Genomic DNA, 17,279 nt, shown 5'->3' with positions numbered 1-17,279 from the left:
TATCAACCAACACGAGCCATTGTCAACAAAATAATTTTGACAAACTTCTACCTTTTCTCCTCCCTATTTTTCTCAAATTCCGGTGAATTATGTATTCATATGAAATTTCTTTTTGAGCATAAAAAAAACCAGACTGAAATCAGTCGGGTTATGTCGATTCATGGTCTCTTTTATATGGCATACCTACCCTTAAAACGCCCCTTGTTTCAATCCCTCCGAGACCTTTTTCTCTCGTCAGCGTATTTCGGAGCACATCCCACACGTTGATTCGATCTACAAATGGAGTGAAGCTGATCTTGGCAACAATATAGACGGGGTCAAGTGCATGAATGTTGACACGTGAGGGTGAGCTTGCAAAATTAGCACCTGCTTGAATTAATGATTCAAAATGAGATTGGCAGGCACCTGCAAAGATCACGAGCTGATCTAAATGCGGAACCTTCCTTCTTGCCTTTTGAACCGTTTCAACGAAATGACGAGAATGACGATATGCACCGATATCGTGTACACCGCCCTTTTGTTTAGAATACGCATCATGTCCTGTGATGACCAAAATATCAGGCCGGTATTGATCAATTAATGAATCAATCATGCTTGGCATTTTCTTCTCGTGGCAATGCACACCATACACAGGTACACCGATTCTTTCATATACATCTAAGCATTTCTTTAAGTATGAAGCATCTCCATCTAAATGCAGAACCTTTCCGGGCATATGAAAATACTGCTCCTGATGCTGATATTGTCCAGACGTATAATACTCTTGTTTTTCACGAAGCAGCTGATAATCTTGCCTGAGTAAGTCGAGCGATTCGTTAATTTTCCGTTCATCGTCCTTCTCTCTTGTCAGCTGCTCCTCTTTTTGAATCAAGACCAAATCTGACATCTTCGCATCGGCAATCAGCCTCACTTCATTCCCATGCAAAATGGCGGTGGCTTCGTGCTGGTCTGTCTCATCAATTCGAATGATACGAAACATAATATCCATCTGATAGGATGCCCTCGTCACCATATCTCCTATTTGAAATTGCATGCTTTTCACTCCACAATCAGGCTCTTATCCTGTTGGTATCGTCTTACGCTACACTTGTTCTTCTTTCAGGTGTGTTGTTCTTTCTAGCCTATGCCTGAACAGGTGAAGTGGTGAAAACCAAAAGAAAAAAGCCCTTATGAAAGGGCTTTGTGTAAAACATTGGACAAACGGGCAAATTCATCGATTGATAATGATTCACCACGGCGTTTCCCATCAACCTCAGCTGTTACAAGGGCTTCTTCAATGATGGCTTTATGTTTCTTGCCATCTGGCAGATTGTTCATCAAGTTATTCATCAATGTCTTCCGGCGCTGGCCAAAACTCGCACGAATCAGTTGAAAGAAAAACGTATCATTGTCTACTGAGACCGCAGGTGTTTCACGAACAGTTAGTTTGATTACCGCTGAATCCACATTTGGTTGTGGGACGAAAACCGTTTTCGGCACAACCATGACCGTCTTCGCTTCTGTATAAAATTGCACTGCAATCGACAAAGAGTTGTATTCTTTTGATGAAGGAACAGCAGCCATGCGATCTGCTACTTCTTTTTGAAGCATGACAACGATTCCTTTCAATGGAAGGTTTTCTTCAAGCAATTTCATAATAATTGGTGTCGTCACATAATAAGGAAGGTTTGCTACGACCATTACTTCTTTACAGTCAGCAAATTGTTCTTCAATCACCTTTCTTACATCTGCCTTCAATACGTCTTGATGAATAATGGTGACATTATCATATGGAGAAAGCGTATCGTTTAAAATCGGCAATAGGCGCTGGTCGATTTCAAAAGCCGTGACTTTCTTTGCCCGTTTGGCGAGCTGTTCAGTCAACGCACCGATACCAGGGCCAATTTCAATCACACCTGTCTCATCCGTAATCTCTGCATGATCGACAATGCGATCTAAAATATTCGTATCAATTAAAAAGTTTTGACCTAAGCTCTTTTTAAAAGAGAAACCGTACTTCTTCAGTATTTCCTTCGTTCTGATGGGCGTCGCAATATCTTTATTCATCGGCTTCCTCCTGCATGACGGTCTTTAAGGCCGCAATAAAATCCTCTTTCGTTATTTGGAACATGTGAAGACGCTTTTGCAGCTGCTTCGCATTTGTATATCCTATATTTAAAAGCACACCTAATCGTTCACGGCGGCGTTTTGATGCTTCGCCTCCGATAAGGCCTGCGTCAAATAAATCGTCTAACGTAATCTCGCTTTCTGATTCTTCCATTTCCTCATGGACATGTGCAAGGCATTCTCGAATACTGTCCAAGGAAGCATGCTCGACACCAATTCCTTTGTCCCGCTTCGCTTTCGCAAGGTGTTTTGGTAAAAAGGCGTGCTTACAGCCAGGGACAGCCTCTGCGATGGTTTTACGGATCTTTTCCCCAGGGAAGTCAGGATCAGTTAAAATGATAACCCCCCTCGTCTCCTGAGCAAGACGCACTTGTTGAATGACTGTATCGCCAATGGCAGATCCATTCGTTTCAATCGTATCTGCATCAACGGCCATCTTTACTCTAGCAGTGTCGTCACGACCCTCCACCACAATGATTTCTTTGATTTTCATGTATTCCTCCGCTTGCAAAAACAATCTACATTTTTTTGTCAAAAAATGAAACCTTCCATGCTGTTTTTGCGTCTAATTAATTAGAAAACAGTGCTTCTATTATAACCAAAAAAACAGAGGGTGCGCAAAGCCCTCTGTTCATATAAATGATTTGATGTGTTTATTTGAGCACTCTAATTTTCACTCGTTTATTTCCCCATTGATAAGCTGCCGACTTACTTGGGACGAACACATCAATTTTATTCCCTTTTATAGCAGATCCAGTGTCTGATGCAACGGCATACCCATAGCCTTCCACATACACTTTAGAGCCCAGCGGAATGACACTCGGATCTACTGCTATGACCTTTGCACCCGGATTTGCTTTTAAATTAAAGCCTGTAGACGTTCTACCTGTACATCCAGCACAGCTCGCTGTATAGGCTGTAGACGTCACATAGAACTCTTTTCCTGACGATTCATTACTTCTTGAAACCGCAGGTGACGCTTTAGGTTCTTTCTTGGACACTTGTGTACCAACGGCCACTAAACGATCCTTACTGTCTTTTGCAGTAACCTCTTTAATTAATTCTTTAGACACCACTTTGCCGTTTTCTTTCACAATGGCATAGTGCTTCTTTAATTTACCTTCTTCACCTTTTTCAAGCACCTTCTCTTTTCCTTTTTCAAGAGATCGATCCTTTTTATGTTTGGTATCAAAAGCAATTTTCTCTTCCACTACATCGGTGACTTTTTCCACCCGAGTGATCTTCACATCTGCGCTTTTTTTAGAAAGGTGACTATGTAACGCAGGTTTGATCTTATCGTGCTTCTTGAGCTTCAGCTCTTGTTGCTTTAAAAAGTCAGCGACCGTAGTCGAAGTGGTCCACACTTTCTTATCCTTTCCTCCATCGTTTAAGCTGACCTGGAAGGCCTGCTGAACCACAAGATCCATATTCTTTTTAATCTTGTCATTCTTTCCTGGAGTTACTTGATCGTGCTTCCCAATATCTATCTTCTCATTCTTCAATAATGCTCCAACCGTCTGATCTGTTGTCCATATCGTTTTCTCTTTCCCATCTAGGGTGAGATGAACCGGTATAGCCGCATCATACACAATGTTCATGTTGTCTTGAATCTTTGTATTTAGACTTGGAGAGATATGATCCTCCGCCCTGGTCCTTATTCCAAGATCTGAAAGCAGCTGTGCTACTGTCTCTTCATGTGTACGAATTGTCTTCTCTTTGCCATTGATTGAAATGGTAATAGACTGCTTAGTGAGCTCATGCGCACCGTAAGCCGTCCCAGTTCCAGCTAAAAGCAAGCAAGCGACTAGAAATAAAACCTTGCCTTTTCCTAGCTTGACAGAAAACAGATTTTTCATTTTTTGTACGATGAAAAACGCCTCCTTCTCCTCGGAGAGATTATATAGAGTATCTCAAAACCTGTCAACCCTTCCACCCACTGTACAAAAATGCTCGATTGTAAACCTATTATGGGAGATTTTTGGAAGGAAGGGAAGAAAGACTTATCGACAACTTATCCTATGAGGAGGCGCAAACGTGTAGAACTTTTTCGTTATGTTTCACAATTGGACAAGCTTAAACAAGGATTGACATCATATACTGTCAGTTTATACGGAAAACTTTTTTCGCATTTTCTGTTGTCAATGCAGCAAGCTCTTCAAAGCTTATTTCTCGCAATTCAGCAATTTGTTCTGCGATATATTTCACATAGCTCGGCTCATTTCGTTTCCCTCTAAATGGCGCTGGAGTTAAATACGGGCAGTCTGTCTCAATCAGAAGACGATCACTTGGAATATCCTTGACAACTTCTTTCGGTTTTTTCGCATTTTTAAATGTCACAGGTCCACCGAATGAGATATAAAAGTTCATTTCCATACACGCTTTTGCAATTTCGAGGCTGCCAGTAAAGCAGTGCATAATTCCTCCGACTTCTGCCGCTCCTTCTTCTTTTAAGATCGTCACTACATCTTCCGTAGCGTCACGGTTATGAATGATAATTGGCAGATTCACTTCTTTTGCAAGAGCAATTTGACGTCTAAAGACTTCTTTTTGCACATCTTTTGGCGACTTATCCCAATAGTAATCTAGACCCATTTCTCCAATGGCAACAACCTTTTCATGCTGAGATAATTCTTTGATCCAAGCCAAATCTTCATCTGTCATATCAATGGCATCAACAGGATGCCAGCCGATGGCTGCATACATAAAATCATATGCTTCAATTAGCTCCATCGCTCTCGTAATGGTTGGACGATCAAACCCGACCACCACAATCTTCTCTACCTTTTCACTTTTGGCTCTTTCAATCACCTGCTCTAAGTCTTCATTATATTGTTCAGCATTTAAGTGGGCATGTGTATCAAATAACATGGTTGATTGCTCCTTTCGACAATTCTTCTGAAAAACAAAAGGTGTTCGACGAAATGTTACACGTGGAACACCTTTGTTGAATTATAAAATTTTTGTTCCATTTGCTAGAGATTGATCTACTTCAAGAACCTGCAATTTACCACCAGTTTCTCCAGTTAAAATCATTCCCTGGGAAATTTCCCCTCTTAGTTTAACTGGTGTGAGATTCGCTACGCAGACGAGCTTCTTCCCTACCAATTCTTCTGGTTGATAATGCTTGGCAATCCCTGAGACAATTTGTCTCTTTTCAAATCCAAAATCAAGCTGAAGCTTTAAGAGACGATCAGCTTTTTTCACTGGTGCTGCTTCCAATACTTGTGCTACACGAAGGTCAACTTTCGAAAAATCATCGAAGGCGATTTCGGCACCCAGCTCAGGTAATTCAGTTTCTTCTATTTCAACTGTCTCTTCTTCTACCTTAGGCGCACTTCCCTGCATCTTCTCTTTAATGTATGCCACTTCTTCTTCAACTTCTAAACGAGGGAACAATGGCTCACCTTTTTGTACCGTCGCTTTTTGAATCGCACCGAAAGAAAGAATGCTTTCCCAGCTTTTGAGTTTCTCTTCTTCAATTCCAAGCTGGAAGAAGATTTTCTCAGGTGTTTTTGTTAAGAATGGTGTTAACAATACAGCTGTGATTCGAAGTGATTCTGCTAAATGGTACATCACAGAATGCAGTTCTTTTCGTTTTGTTTCATCCTTCGCTAATACCCAAGGAGCTGTTTGATCAATATATTTATTCGTTCTGCTGATTAATGTCCAAACATTTGAAAGAGCCACTGAGAATTCGAGGTTTTCCATCGCTTCTTCATAGGCTTTCACCGTTTGTTCAGCTACAGCTTTTAGTTCCTCATCAAACTCATTGACTGGTCCCTTATAGCTGCTTAATGTACCGTCGAAGTATTTTTGCACCATCGCCACTGTACGATTAAGCAAGTTTCCTAAATCATTGGCAAGGTCATAGTTTACACGTTCCACGAATCCTTCTGGTGTAAACACACCGTCTGCACCAAATGGTACTTCGCGTAGCAGGTAATAACGAAGAGCATCAAGACCATAGCGATCAATTAATGTAACAGGATCTACTACGTTCCCTTTTGATTTAGACATTTTGCCATCTTTCATGAGTAGCCAGCCATGTGCAAAAATTTGTTTTGGCAACGGCAGATCAAGTGCCATCAGCATAATTGGCCAGTAAATTGTATGGAATCGTACAATTTCTTTCCCGACTAGGTGTACGTTGGCAGGCCAATATTTTTTATATTTTTCATCTTGATCGGTTCCGTAGCCAATCGCTGTTAAGTAGTTGAATAACGCATCAATCCATACATAGATGACGTGCTTCGGATTATTAGGTACTTTAATGCCCCAATCAAAGGTTGTTCTTGATACAGCTAAATCCTCTAACCCCGGTTTAATGAAGTTATTAATCATTTCATTCTTTCTTGATTCAGGCTGAATGAACGACGGGTTCTTTTCGTAATAGTCTAGTAAGCGATCAGCATACTTACTCATACGGAAGAAATATGATTCCTCTTTAATCAATTCAACAGGGTGTCCACTGTCTGGGCTTTTCCCTCCAATGACTTCCCCTTTCTCATTTCGCTCAACATCAACAAGCTGTGTTTCCGTATAGAATGTTTCATCAGGAATACTGTACCAGCCCTCATATTGATCTAAATAAATATCTCCTTGATCAAGCAGCTTTTGAAAGACTTGTTCAATGATTTTCGTATGTCTTTTTTCCGTTGTACGAATGAAATCATCGTTGGAAATGTCGAGTTTCTTCCATAATGATTTAATGTCAGCAACGACCGGATCTAAATACTCAATCGGTGTAATATTTTGTTCTTCAGCTTTTTGCTGAATTTTTTGTCCGTGCTCATCAGTACCCGTTAAATACATCACATCATAGCCTTGCAGACGTTTATAACGAGCCATGGCATCCCCTGCCACTGTCGTATAAGCATGTCCAATATGTAATTTTCCGCTCGGATAGTAAATTGGTGTAGTCAGATAAAACGTTTTTTTCTTTTCCGGCATGTCGGAACCTCCTGCTTGTGTGTAAATGTCAAAAACTCCCGCCCAATGGACGAGAGCGGTCATCATACTTCATTAAAATGTGTCAGATCATTTCATTATGTTTTGCACTTGTGCTTTCTCTATGATACCATCTTAGCCTTTAAGATCAAGCATATATACATAGAACAGATTGAAATGAACGAAAAAGATGAGTTTTTCGAAAAAAACGACAAACCGCTCGACATTTTGTCGAATATTGTCGTATTAAATCTATTTCCAGATTTACAATTGGCTAAATTAGGGCAAAAGTCTTGTTAATCTGTTATCGTCATTTTTCATATTTTTATAGATAAATTCTGAAAAATCCTTATAAACCGGTAGTTTCAAGGTCCTTTGACTTTAAGAGTCATATTTTACAAACAATAGTAAACAAAATGATTGACGATTTATGGAAACCTTGTTATGCTAGGAATGTAAGGAATTTGTCGAATAATGACGAAGATAATATTATATTAAGAATAAGAACTTTTTGGGAGGAGAATGAAGATGAAATCTACAGGTATTGTACGTAAAGTTGACGAATTAGGACGCGTGGTGATTCCAATCGAGCTTCGCCGTACGTTAGGAATCGCAGAAAAAGACGCTTTGGAAATTTATGTTGATGATGAAAAAATTATCCTAAAAAAATATAAACCAAACATGACTTGCCAAGTAACAGGTGAAGTATCAGACGATAACCTTAAACTTGCTAATGGTAAATTAGTTCTTAGCCGTGAAGGTGCAGAGCAAATCATTAACGAAATCCAAAACCAACTTCAATCACAAAAATAAGTTTTATATAAAAAGGTTCTTGCACCGTTTGCAAGAACCTTTCTTTATTGTTCAATATGATACGCATCATAGATCGTCCGCTTTGGCACACCACGTTCGACCGCAGTACGTTTAATAGCCTCTTTTGACGTTAACCCTTCCTCTATGTAATGGATGACGTGCTCTTTTTCAGATAAAGAATTCCACCAAGCTTCTTCATTCAGTTCTTCTTCATCCTGATCATTTCCTTGTACGACGAGACAGAACTCACCACGGATTTGTTGTTCTGTCACCCAAGTCAGCGCGTATTCTAAATCTCCACGAATAAACTCTTCAAATTTCTTTGTCAGTTCTCTCGTAATGGCAATATTCCGGTTCCCCCACACTTCTTTCATCACAGTCAGCGTTTCTTTTAACCGATGGGGCGCTTCATAGAAAATAATTGTTTCTTGGCGTTTCTTCAATGCTTCCAACTGTTTTTTCTTTTCCTTTTTTTGACGATCAAGAAAACCGTAAAAGAAAAATGGCTGTGGTGCGATTCCTGACGCAATAAGCGCCGTAAGTGCTGCGTTTGCACCAGGTAACGGAATGACATAGCCTCCGATGTTCGTAAAGTCTCGAACCACTTCGGCTCCTGGATCAGAGATCGTCGGTAAACCGGCATCGCTCACGAGTGCAATATTCTTTCCTTCTTTTAACCATTCGATTAACTTGTGACCACTGCTATCTTTGTTATGTTCATGATAACTCGTTAATGGGGTATCAATTTCATAGACATGACAAAGCTTTTTCGTTTGTCTCGTATCTTCTGCGGCAATATAGTCTACATCTTTTAACGTTTGTATCGCTCGAAATGTCATATCTTCTAAGTTTCCAATCGGGGTTGGTACGAGATAAAGAATACCCATTTCTGATTGACCATCAAAGCTTTTCTGTGTCTTTTTCATGTGCCGCCTCCTTTTTGATTCGCTTTTCTTCTATATACATGTCCTTTTTTCGACGTGTCCATGTTTTGAAACGATATTCCTGTTGCATGGCTTCTCTTTTGGTTAAAAAGCATTCATGGTAATAGAGTTCCACCGGCCGTCTAGCTCTCGTATACTTTGCACCCTTCCCACTATTATGGGCAGTCAGCCTTTTTTGTAAGTCATTTGTATACCCAGCGTACAAACTGCCATCTGCACATTTCAATACATAGAAATAATGACTATGCTTCTCCATACAGTATCGTCCTGATTTCTTTTGTATACTCTTGGTCTTCTCCATAAACAAAAAGCGGCGGGAGGATTTTCAAATCCGGCTTTCCATCTTTCATCCCTTCCACTAAAATGGTATTCGCTTCTTTTCCTTGTTTCGGATATACAAATTGAATTCGTTTTGGCTCAATTCGGTATTTCTTCATCATTTCAATTATCTCAAGCAAACGCCCAGGGCGGTGAACCATTGCCAGTTTGCCTCCTTGCTTTAGCAAAGTGGAAGAAACACGAATGACATCTTCTAATGTACAATGAATCTCATGACGTGCAATCGCCAAATACTCATTTTCATTGATTTCATCTTTAGAAGGAGTCTTAAAATATGGCGGATTACAAGTAATCACGTCTACTTTGTGGTTTCCGTACCGTTTAGGCATATCATTTAAATCACCATGGATCAACTCAATCTGCTGCTCCAGTTGATTATGCGCCACACTTCTCTTTGCCATATCAAACAGGCGTTCTTGAATTTCAACCCCTGTAATAGAGGCTTTAGATCTCGTCGAAAGCAGCAATGGAACGATGCCATTTCCCGTACAAAGATCAATAATCTCCCCTTTTTGAATCGGCACATACGCAAATTTTGCTAATAACACTGCATCCAATGAAAAGGCGAACACCGTTTTACTTTGAATAATTTTCATATCTTCTGCGAGCAAGTAGTCTAAACGTTCATCTTCTCTTAACGAAACCATGATGTATCCTTTCTTTTCCTGTGAAAAAGGCTCCCGATTCAGCGGAAGCCTTTTCTCATTTTTTATTTAAAAATGACAGACAGAACAAACAGTCTCCCTCTTTCCGAATGCTCCCATAATGTACATTACAAATATGGAAGCCCTCCTGATATAAACGAGCGAGGTTATCATGACCTTCTCCTATATCAGAATGACTTGGCTTCTGGGCAGAATCATGCTCTGCCTCAGACGATTTATCTCGACCGGATTGATCCAGACGTTCACGCAAGTGCTGATTCTCCATCTGCAGCTGATGATTTTCTTCAATCACTTCACCGATATGATTTTTCAAATCACCTAGCTGGCGATAAAGAGAACCGATTTGTTCTTCTAAATTAATCACCGTATCAAATAGTTCCTTTTTATCCAAGGTGGCACACCTCGTTACTCAGTTGTTTGTGCAGATACAACGCCTTCTTGTAATAATTCTTCCCAAGTATATTCTATCACTTTTTCTTGCCCGGTTAATTCAACTTGCAAAATTCGTTCTAAAATATTAAGCCCTACTACCTTTGCAGAGCCATTAGACGTCTGAATCGTTTCACCGATGTCCGGTAATTGTTCTTTTGCTGTTTCGTACTCATCATTCTCATATTTCAAGCAGCACATTAAACGGCCGCAAAGCCCTGAAATTTTGGTAGGGTTTAACGAGAGGTTTTGATCTTTTGCCATTTTAATGGACACAGGTTCAAAATCTCCTAAGAAAGTTGAACAGCAAAGCATACGTCCACACGGACCAATGCCGCCTAGCATTTTTGCCTCGTCTCTTACACCGATTTGACGAAGTTCAATTCTCGTCTTAAAAATAGATGCAAGATCCTTGACCAGCTCACGGAAATCTACTCTGCCATCCGCTGTAAAATAGAAGATGACCTTGTTGCGGTCGAATGTAAATTCGACATCGACCAGCTTCATTTCCAGGCCGTGTTCACTTACTTTCTGAAGACATGTGTCAAAGGCTGCCATCGCTGCTTCTTTGTTCTCCTCAACGATGAGCCGGTCTCGTTCGTCTGCGACGCGAATCACCTTACGCAAAGGGAGAACCACATCGTGTTCATCTACTTTTTTATTGGCGATGACCACTTGCCCGTACTCAACACCTCTGACTGTTTCTACAATGACACAACTATCATTTTCTATATGAAATCCATTAGGATCGAAATAATAGATTTTGCCCGCTTTTTTAAAGCGAACACCAATTACGTTGTACAAGCTTATCCCTCCTGCAACATCAACACCAATTGCTCCATTAGCCCTTGGGCATTCACGTTGGATTGAAGTCTCTTTTTCGCTTCTAATACAGCAAGGATCTGATTCGTCACCATCTGCTGTGTGGAATGCAGCGCGTGCTGCTTCATTGTCTGGAATAAGTCTTGATAAATGACTTTATCTTCATTTCCTATTTGAATCGACAATACATCACGATATATAAATAAAAGCATATCAAGACCAGTTTCTTGAAGGTCTTTCTCTTTGAAAAAAGGCATCCATTGATCTTGTATATAAAAAAATGCATGTTCTTTTCGCTGGTGTAAGACTTCATACAATTTTATCACTTTCGCTCTAGACTCTGCAAACTGATCATTTCGACTTAATTCGAGTGCTTCTGCTAAATTATTGGTTAAATTCGACAAAAGCCTTGCGAGATCCTGAGACACGTCTTCTTGTAACAGCTGCTGCTCCAAAGATTGCGGCTGTAGCGGCTGAAAGCTAAGCATCTGACATCTTGAAATAATCGTATCCAGCATTTTATGCGATTGTTCAGTGATTAAAACTGCCATCGTTTCCCGGTTGGGCTCCTCTAGGAACTTTAATAAACTGTTCGCAGCATTGACCGTCATTTTGTCCGCATGGAGAATGATATACATTTTCCGATGCGATTCTACGCCTGCTTTTGTAAATTCCTCCTGCAAAGCCTGCACTTGTGCCTTCTTAATTGATTGACCGTCAGGCTGCACTAGATGTAAATCTGGATGGTTGCCAGACTGAATTCTTTTGCAGTTTTGACAGGACTCACATGGTTTCACTCCTGCTTCCAAACAAAAAAAGCTCTTCGCTAAAAGCATCGCAGCATCTAGCTTTCCTGTCCCTTTTTTTCCTTCAAATAAATAAGCATGAGCCAGTCGGTCTTTATCAATACTATTAAAAATCAGCCGCATGACGCGCGGCTGTAACTCATTCATGTCATCCCAGCTAATTGCCATGTTATCACTCTCTATGTGTAAAGGTTAATCAATAAACCTTTTATTTCTCCAATACGTTCAAGCAAATCAATCGAGGGTTTCTCTTGATTCATCATATCCTCTGTTAACTCAATCAGCTTTTCATCTAATGCTTTGACTAAAGCGAGTGTTCGCGTGTTGCCATAAATGTCAAAGCTCCTTGATGTCTCTATATTTAATCCATTATCGACTGTTTCTTTTACAAAGCGTTTCACAAGTCCTTTAAACCTAGCCAAATCTTTAAGGTTTCGTGACTTTGTCAGTTTCTTGCCGAAGACTTCGATATCGCTCAGCATGACTGTCAGCTGCTCTAAACGCATTTTACCGCTTTGTGTCTCCATCGATGATTTAAACGATGATGAAGTTTGGCTTCCTTTCATCGCTTGAAGTTCACGCTTTTCTAAAAGCAGCCGCATATCTTGATTAATTTTCACAGCAACCCATCCTTAAAATTGATGAAATTGTTCAACTGGCAGAATAAAGACGGTAGCTCCACCAACTTCAACCTCAACAGGGTATGGTACATATGAATCTGCATTTCCACCCATTGGTGATACAGGCGCGATCATTTGATCACGTTTACGGCAATTTTCCTTGATTAGCTGTAACGCTTTATCCACTCGGACATCATCGCAACCAATGATAAAAGTCGTATTCCCAGACTTTAGAAATCCACCAGTCGAAGCTAATTTTGTCACGCCGAATTGATGTTCGGTCAATATTTTCAATAACTTGCTGCTATCTTGATCCTGTACAACGGCAACAATTAATTTCATTTGATTGGCCTCCTTCATTTTAGGCACAGGTGACATGCCGATGTCTTCCTCTATATTATAACAACGATTGGGAATGAGGTCATATTTGATTTTTCTTTAATGTGTCCTGAATCAGCTGAAACACTTCATTAAAGACATCCTGAACAGGCTGAGACGCATCTACTACACGGAATCGTTCTGGTGATTGCGCAATCAGAAGCTCATATCCTTCTCTGACCATTTGATGAAAATTCAGTGTTTCCATGTCTAATCGATTTTTTTCTCTTCCTTGATTGGCATCAATTCGCTTTAGACCTTCCTCTGGTGTAATGGAAAAGTAAATGGTCATTTGTGGCATCGTGCCATCAATGGCAAAATCATTAATGGATTTGACTTCTTCAATCCCAAGCCCTCTCGCATAGCCCTGATAAGCAAGGGAGCTGTCGACAAAACGATCACATAAAACAGTTTCCCCCCGCTTCAATGCCGGTTCTACTTTTTCAGCCAAATGCTGCCTTCTAGCTGCTGCATAAAGCAGTGCCTCTGTTTTTGCGTCCATTTTTGTATTTTTTTCATTTAAAATCACTTCACGAATTTGCTCTGCAATGTCAATGCCTCCGGGCTCACGTGTCGCCATCACTGCATAGCCTTGACGTTCCATTTCTTCGTACACTTTTCGAATCACTGTCGTTTTTCCAGCACCCTCAGGCCCTTCAAACGTAATAAACATACCGCTCATAGTGTCTCCTCTTCTATATAAACATATAATTTTCTCTGGTGAATCACCTGACTTGCTTGCACATGAACTTGATGCCCAAGTAAACGGCTTAACGTCGCAATTTGATCTGATTCAATCGGTTCTCCTTTAATCATCAAAGGAATGCCAGGCGGATAGGGAATGACCGATTCTGCACTAATCCGGCCAGCTGCTTTTTCGAATGGAACAGCTTCTACATCTCGCTTTTGCTGATCGTCCTCTAAGAAGAGCGATCCCGTTTGAGGCTCTTTTTTTACAAGCAATGAATCACTTTGCTGAAGAGCCTGCTCTATAGCTGTAAAAGGAATGTCCTTTGTCTGCCTTAGACCAAAAACGAGTAAGACTTGATGTTCATCCGCAAGTTCTGGGTGAACCTCCACCGACTCAAGCACCTTTTTGAGTTCATAGCCTGTCAGCCCTTTTGTTGAACGAATGACACATTTTAATGGATCCATAGGTAAAGAGTCAGACTCAACCACTTCGAGATTGGAGATCATATTGAACTGTGCTTTCAGCTTTGCCAAGTCTCTCATGATTTCGTCCATTAACCCTTTTCCCTTCAACTCCTCCACATAAGCTCTCGCCACATCTAACGAAGCCATAATTGGATAGGAAGGTGAACTGCTTTGAAGCATCGTTAATAACGTCTTTATCCGCTTCACATCAATTCGTTCTCCTTGCAGATGGAGATAAGACCCCATCGTCATTGCCGGAAGGGTTTTATGTGCTGATTGTACCACCACGTCTGCTCCATAGGAAAGGGCAGATGGAGGAAAGGCACCGCCTAATACAAAATGAGCACCATGTGCCTCATCAACTAATACTATGATGCCAGCTTCATGACACATTTGAATGAGTCTTGATAAATCAGCTGCATGTCCGTAGTAGTTCGGATATGTCAAAACGATTGCCCGGCAGTTAGGATGTGTCGCCATAACTTGTTTGACTGTTTCCTCCGTCACATGGGTTGGGACGTGCAAGTGCGGATCACTCTCGGTTTCTAGCATAATAGGCGTCGCTCCCGCAAGCTCAATCGCATGGAACACAGACTTATGACAATTTCGCTGAACGAAAATGCCCTCCCCAGCCTGACACGCAGACATCACCATTGCCAAATTGCCAACGGTTGTGCCATTCACAAGGAAAAAACTTTGTTTAGCTCCATATAGCTTTGCCAATAAATCCTCTGCCTCTTGAATCACCCCAGTCGGATGGTGAAGATCATCTAGACCTTCAAGTTCTGTCACATCCAGCTGAAGAATGGATTCATAATAGGACCGTGCCTCATCAAAAAAGACATCTCCATTGTGATGTCCCGGAACGTGAAAAGAATAGGGCTTCTTTTCCGCATGTTGTGATAATGCTGTATATAAAGGTGTTTTCAAACAAATCGACCCTTTTCACTTAAACGATATCTCATATCTATTATAACGTTCAAACAAGTGAACTGAAAGATGGATTCTCATTCCTTTATTGGTTTATGATTCACCAGCTTCTGCTCTGCCTCATGCATCCTGCTTTTTAATTGAGCTCGTTCTTGGCTCCCATGTTCTTTTACCTGCAACGTTTCCTGCAATGTTTCGGCCAATTGGCGCTGAACCTTTTTCAACGTATCTATAGGCGTTAAGGATGCATCTTCAAGAAACTGTCCTTGCTGCTTCGATACCTGTTCATATGTTTGCTGGATACGCTGTTCAAGCGCTGTATTGGCTCGCTGCTGAATATGATTGAACGCAATCGACATTTGGTTGATCCATAAAGGAATTGATGCGGAAACAGTTGATTGAATATGATTGGCTAATGTATGGTTTGTATGCTGAATCATTCGAATTTGGGCATTACATTGCAGTGCGATTTGACGGCTCAACAACAAATCATACTTCCGTTCTTTTAATCTCTCCATATATTCTTCTTCATCGACTTCCCGATTCATCAATTGTTCCTCTAATGTCCGATCATGTGATTGTATTGATTCTGTTAGGGCATGTTGCTCTAACAGCGTCAATTTTGCTTCAACTGCTGCAACCTGTAACGTCATCTCTTGAAAGTATGATTGATTTTCTTCAAATAAACGCTCCAATAACTTATGGTCCGAAATTAGCACGCCTCTTGCGTAACGAAGCCTTGCTGACAATCTTTCTATCTGTGCTTCTGCTTGTTTAAAACGAGATATGATCTCCTGAGTTGAACGCTTTTCTCGCTGAAACAACCTTAAAAAAAAGCCTCGCTTCTTTGGCAACAAATCCTCTGGCTCCACTAAATGCAGTTGCTGTAAAAAAGCTTCTAGAACGTCTCCGATTTGGTCAATATCTTTTTTCTCCACATATTGCATCATTTGTTTTGATTGTTCTAACAATCGTTCCTGCACACGTGTGCCATAGAAAAGCAGTTTTTGTGGATGGTCAGGGATCTTCTCAGCTCGCTGTAGCGCCTCCTGCTTTTCCTCATCAGATAAGGTATCAAACACCCGAAACGGAAGATCTGTAGTAGATGGGGCTGGTGGTATGACTGGATCTTCTGGTTTCATCGAGTTTGACTCCTTTCATATCTATTTTTTAATCATTTTATCGGCCACTTCAAGTTCAATATGAAGTGCTTCTATATCTCTTCCTAAAACTTGCTGTAAATCATTCGTCAATTGCTTTTGCAGTTCAGTCAGCGTAACTCGAGTTTGGCTTAATGTCATTTCAAGCTCATGGCTACGATTCGGCTGATTATACAGCAGTGCATATTTCTCAGTTAATTCAACAACAGAATCCAAACTCTCAAAATAAAACCGCTGTGCATCATAAAACCGGTTCGGTTCCTTTTTTGTTATCGTATAGATGCGTCGTGCAAGCCGAAGAATTTCATAATTATGCTTGATCGTCTGTACGTTCTTCACAGCAAATAAAGCTTTTTTCAAACGAACCAGCTTTTGCCCAGCTTCTTTTAAGTGCTGTTTAATATATACATAATCACTGCGAGACAGTCCGTGTTTCTTCAAAAACAACTGGAAGGCAGCCCATCGGCTTCCTGCAAACATCACACCCCACCCAATCATCGCATACAGTATCGACAATCCAACATGATGATGGAAAACACCAATACTGACAGTTAAAATCACCAGCGAAAAAAGAGTAGAGAGAACGGCCCATACAAATGTGTAAAAAATTGATTTCATGTTCATCGACTCCTATGAATAATCAGGCTCTCTGTTTATCTTATTATTTATTACGGTTGATGTCCAAACTAAGTTCCAAAAAACAGGCCCAATCCCCGATTGCCCATAAAAAAAGACCATCTAATGGTCTATGAATACAAAGGCGGCGTATGAAGATTTTTAAGCTTTCTTACATAATCAGCATAACTAGGATCCGAGGTTGATGTAGAAATTAACTTCCGTTCACAATCTCGGCATAAAAACTGATGATATAAATAAATTCCCTTTGTTTTTTTCTCTTCACAAATCAAACAAATTGCTTCTCGCTCTTTTTTGCTCATTGTGACACCTCCACTTATAGCTTCAGTATGCCCTAGCGCTTTCAATTGTATACAAAATTAAGAATGTTTTAGATGATAGTTTAGTATATGTATCCATGCCAGATCGAGTGTTTGTTCCTTTTTTAAAACACAAAAAAGACCAGTTCCGATTGGAACTGATCCTTTGAAAAGCTTGGCGGCGTCCTACTCTCACAGGGGGAAACCCCCAACTACCATCGGCGCTGAAG

Annotated in this window: 20 protein-coding genes; 1 reads left to right on the top strand and 19 read right to left on the bottom strand. The window is 40.6% G+C overall.

From position 1 onward, the window contains the following. Positions 1 to 148 precede the first annotated feature (148 nt). From yabG to metG, 6 genes are all read right to left on the bottom strand, one after another. Complete coding sequence (yabG, locus tag ACRRMM_RS18680) at positions 149 to 1,033, bottom strand: sporulation peptidase YabG (protein WP_007496216.1); 885 nt, start codon at positions 1,031 to 1,033, stop codon at positions 149 to 151. A 134-nt stretch (positions 1,034 to 1,167) separates the two neighbouring features. Beyond that, positions 1,168 to 2,046, bottom strand: a complete 879-nt coding sequence (gene rsmA / locus ACRRMM_RS18675) for a 16S rRNA (adenine(1518)-N(6)/adenine(1519)-N(6))-dimethyltransferase RsmA (protein ID WP_008341873.1) — start codon at positions 2,044 to 2,046, stop codon at positions 1,168 to 1,170. Continuing rightward, positions 2,039 to 2,599, bottom strand: a complete 561-nt coding sequence (rnmV, locus tag ACRRMM_RS18670; protein WP_008341876.1) for a ribonuclease M5 — start codon at positions 2,597 to 2,599, stop codon at positions 2,039 to 2,041. Before rnmV ends, rsmA begins: the two co-directional genes overlap by 8 nt. A gap of 160 nt (positions 2,600 to 2,759) precedes the next feature. Next, the gene (locus ACRRMM_RS18665; RefSeq protein WP_017359324.1) at positions 2,760 to 3,962 is read right to left on the bottom strand and encodes a G5 and 3D domain-containing protein; all 1,203 of its coding nucleotides are present in this window, start codon (positions 3,960 to 3,962) and stop codon (positions 2,760 to 2,762) included. A gap of 244 nt (positions 3,963 to 4,206) precedes the next feature. Beyond that, complete coding sequence (locus ACRRMM_RS18660; protein ID WP_017359325.1) at positions 4,207 to 4,974, bottom strand: TatD family hydrolase; 768 nt, start codon at positions 4,972 to 4,974, stop codon at positions 4,207 to 4,209. A gap of 81 nt (positions 4,975 to 5,055) precedes the next feature. After that, positions 5,056 to 7,056 (bottom strand): methionine--tRNA ligase, encoded by a 2,001-nt coding sequence (gene metG / locus ACRRMM_RS18655; protein ID WP_008341884.1) that lies wholly within the window; start codon positions 7,054 to 7,056, stop codon positions 5,056 to 5,058. 519 nt (positions 7,057 to 7,575) lie between these two features. Between metG and ACRRMM_RS18650 the strand changes: the two genes are divergently transcribed. Next, positions 7,576 to 7,866, top strand: coding sequence for an AbrB/MazE/SpoVT family DNA-binding domain-containing protein (locus ACRRMM_RS18650; protein WP_087975202.1), 291 nt, complete (start codon positions 7,576 to 7,578; stop codon positions 7,864 to 7,866). Positions 7,867 to 7,910: 44 nt separating this feature from the next. Here the strand turns inward: ACRRMM_RS18650 and rsmI are convergent, their stop codons facing one another. From rsmI to ACRRMM_RS18585, 13 genes are all read right to left on the bottom strand, one after another. Next, entirely contained in the window at positions 7,911 to 8,792 is an 882-nt protein-coding gene (gene rsmI, locus ACRRMM_RS18645) for a 16S rRNA (cytidine(1402)-2'-O)-methyltransferase (protein ID WP_008341890.1), read from the bottom strand. Continuing rightward, positions 8,767 to 9,066 carry a GIY-YIG nuclease family protein gene (locus ACRRMM_RS18640; RefSeq protein ID WP_019744059.1) on the bottom strand — a complete coding sequence of 100 codons (300 nt, stop codon included), beginning with the start codon at positions 9,064 to 9,066 and terminating at the stop codon, positions 8,767 to 8,769. The genes rsmI and ACRRMM_RS18640 overlap by 26 nt, the downstream gene beginning before the upstream one ends. Beyond that, a complete protein-coding gene (locus tag ACRRMM_RS18635) occupies positions 9,053 to 9,796 on the bottom strand; it encodes a tRNA1(Val) (adenine(37)-N6)-methyltransferase (protein WP_039962495.1) in 744 nt (247 codons plus the stop codon). The genes ACRRMM_RS18640 and ACRRMM_RS18635 overlap by 14 nt, the downstream gene beginning before the upstream one ends. Positions 9,797 to 9,851: 55 nt before the next feature. Then, complete coding sequence (gene yabA, locus ACRRMM_RS18630) at positions 9,852 to 10,205, bottom strand: DNA replication initiation control protein YabA (RefSeq protein ID WP_129548018.1); 354 nt, start codon at positions 10,203 to 10,205, stop codon at positions 9,852 to 9,854. A gap of 14 nt (positions 10,206 to 10,219) precedes the next feature. Continuing rightward, positions 10,220 to 11,047: a PSP1 domain-containing protein gene (locus tag ACRRMM_RS18625; RefSeq protein ID WP_007496230.1), complete on the bottom strand. Its 828-nt coding sequence runs from the start codon at positions 11,045 to 11,047 to the stop codon at positions 10,220 to 10,222. 2 nt (positions 11,048 to 11,049) lie between these two features. After that, positions 11,050 to 12,039 (bottom strand): DNA polymerase III subunit delta', encoded by a 990-nt coding sequence (holB, locus tag ACRRMM_RS18620; protein ID WP_057078756.1) that lies wholly within the window; start codon positions 12,037 to 12,039, stop codon positions 11,050 to 11,052. A gap of 11 nt (positions 12,040 to 12,050) precedes the next feature. Beyond that, positions 12,051 to 12,491 (bottom strand): YaaR family protein, encoded by a 441-nt coding sequence (locus tag ACRRMM_RS18615; protein ID WP_342493236.1) that lies wholly within the window; start codon positions 12,489 to 12,491, stop codon positions 12,051 to 12,053. A 12-nt stretch (positions 12,492 to 12,503) separates the two neighbouring features. After that, a complete protein-coding gene (locus tag ACRRMM_RS18610; protein ID WP_012008640.1) occupies positions 12,504 to 12,833 on the bottom strand; it encodes a cyclic-di-AMP receptor in 330 nt (109 codons plus the stop codon). A 79-nt stretch (positions 12,834 to 12,912) separates the two neighbouring features. After that, positions 12,913 to 13,551 (bottom strand): dTMP kinase, encoded by a 639-nt coding sequence (tmk, locus tag ACRRMM_RS18605; RefSeq protein ID WP_007496237.1) that lies wholly within the window; start codon positions 13,549 to 13,551, stop codon positions 12,913 to 12,915. Next, positions 13,548 to 14,954, bottom strand: a complete 1,407-nt coding sequence (locus tag ACRRMM_RS18600; RefSeq protein WP_241511674.1) for an aminotransferase class I/II-fold pyridoxal phosphate-dependent enzyme — start codon at positions 14,952 to 14,954, stop codon at positions 13,548 to 13,550. The genes tmk and ACRRMM_RS18600 overlap by 4 nt, the downstream gene beginning before the upstream one ends. A 77-nt stretch (positions 14,955 to 15,031) precedes the next feature. Continuing rightward, positions 15,032 to 16,096: a toxic anion resistance protein gene (locus tag ACRRMM_RS18595; RefSeq protein WP_241511673.1), complete on the bottom strand. Its 1,065-nt coding sequence runs from the start codon at positions 16,094 to 16,096 to the stop codon at positions 15,032 to 15,034. A 21-nt stretch (positions 16,097 to 16,117) separates the two neighbouring features. Beyond that, a complete protein-coding gene (locus tag ACRRMM_RS18590; RefSeq protein ID WP_017359333.1) occupies positions 16,118 to 16,732 on the bottom strand; it encodes a 5-bromo-4-chloroindolyl phosphate hydrolysis family protein in 615 nt (204 codons plus the stop codon). A gap of 128 nt (positions 16,733 to 16,860) precedes the next feature. Then, positions 16,861 to 17,052 carry a sigma factor G inhibitor Gin gene (locus ACRRMM_RS18585; protein WP_017359334.1) on the bottom strand — a complete coding sequence of 64 codons (192 nt, stop codon included), beginning with the start codon at positions 17,050 to 17,052 and terminating at the stop codon, positions 16,861 to 16,863. Between the last annotated feature and the right edge of the window lie 227 nt (positions 17,053 to 17,279).

The organism is Bacillus sp. XT-4, from assembly GCF_050864245.1.
Taxonomy (GTDB): domain Bacteria; phylum Bacillota; class Bacilli; order Bacillales; family Bacillaceae; genus Bacillus; species Bacillus altitudinis.
This window is presented reverse-complemented; position numbering and strand designations above follow the sequence as displayed.

Bases quoted from the DNA above. Each gene is read 5' to 3' on its own strand.
- holB (WP_057078756.1), bottom strand. From the start codon at position 12,039: ATGGCAATTAGCTGGGATGACATGAATGAGTTACAGCCGCGCGTCATG.
- ACRRMM_RS18635 (WP_039962495.1), bottom strand. From the start codon at position 9,796: ATGGTTTCGTTAAGAGAAGATGAACGTTTAGACTACTTGCTCGCAGAA.
- tmk (WP_007496237.1), bottom strand. From the start codon at position 13,551: ATGAGCGGTATGTTTATTACGTTTGAAGGGCCTGAGGGTGCTGGAAAA.
- ACRRMM_RS18650 (WP_087975202.1), top strand. From the start codon at position 7,576: ATGAAGATGAAATCTACAGGTATTGTACGTAAAGTTGACGAATTAGGA.
- ACRRMM_RS18640 (WP_019744059.1), bottom strand. From the start codon at position 9,066: ATGGAGAAGCATAGTCATTATTTCTATGTATTGAAATGTGCAGATGGC.
- rsmA (WP_008341873.1), bottom strand. From the start codon at position 2,046: ATGAATAAAGATATTGCGACGCCCATCAGAACGAAGGAAATACTGAAG.
- ACRRMM_RS18610 (WP_012008640.1), bottom strand. From the start codon at position 12,833: ATGAAATTAATTGTTGCCGTTGTACAGGATCAAGATAGCAGCAAGTTA.
- ACRRMM_RS18585 (WP_017359334.1), bottom strand. From the start codon at position 17,052: ATGAGCAAAAAAGAGCGAGAAGCAATTTGTTTGATTTGTGAAGAGAAA.
- yabG (WP_007496216.1), bottom strand. From the start codon at position 1,033: ATGCAATTTCAAATAGGAGATATGGTGACGAGGGCATCCTATCAGATG.
- ACRRMM_RS18660 (WP_017359325.1), bottom strand. From the start codon at position 4,974: ATGTTATTTGATACACATGCCCACTTAAATGCTGAACAATATAATGAA.
- rnmV (WP_008341876.1), bottom strand. From the start codon at position 2,599: ATGAAAATCAAAGAAATCATTGTGGTGGAGGGTCGTGACGACACTGCT.
- ACRRMM_RS18590 (WP_017359333.1), bottom strand. From the start codon at position 16,732: ATGAAATCAATTTTTTACACATTTGTATGGGCCGTTCTCTCTACTCTT.
- ACRRMM_RS18665 (WP_017359324.1), bottom strand. From the start codon at position 3,962: ATGAAAAATCTGTTTTCTGTCAAGCTAGGAAAAGGCAAGGTTTTATTT.
- rsmI (WP_008341890.1), bottom strand. From the start codon at position 8,792: ATGAAAAAGACACAGAAAAGCTTTGATGGTCAATCAGAAATGGGTATT.
- ACRRMM_RS18595 (WP_241511673.1), bottom strand. From the start codon at position 16,096: ATGAAACCAGAAGATCCAGTCATACCACCAGCCCCATCTACTACAGAT.
- metG (WP_008341884.1), bottom strand. From the start codon at position 7,056: ATGCCGGAAAAGAAAAAAACGTTTTATCTGACTACACCAATTTACTAT.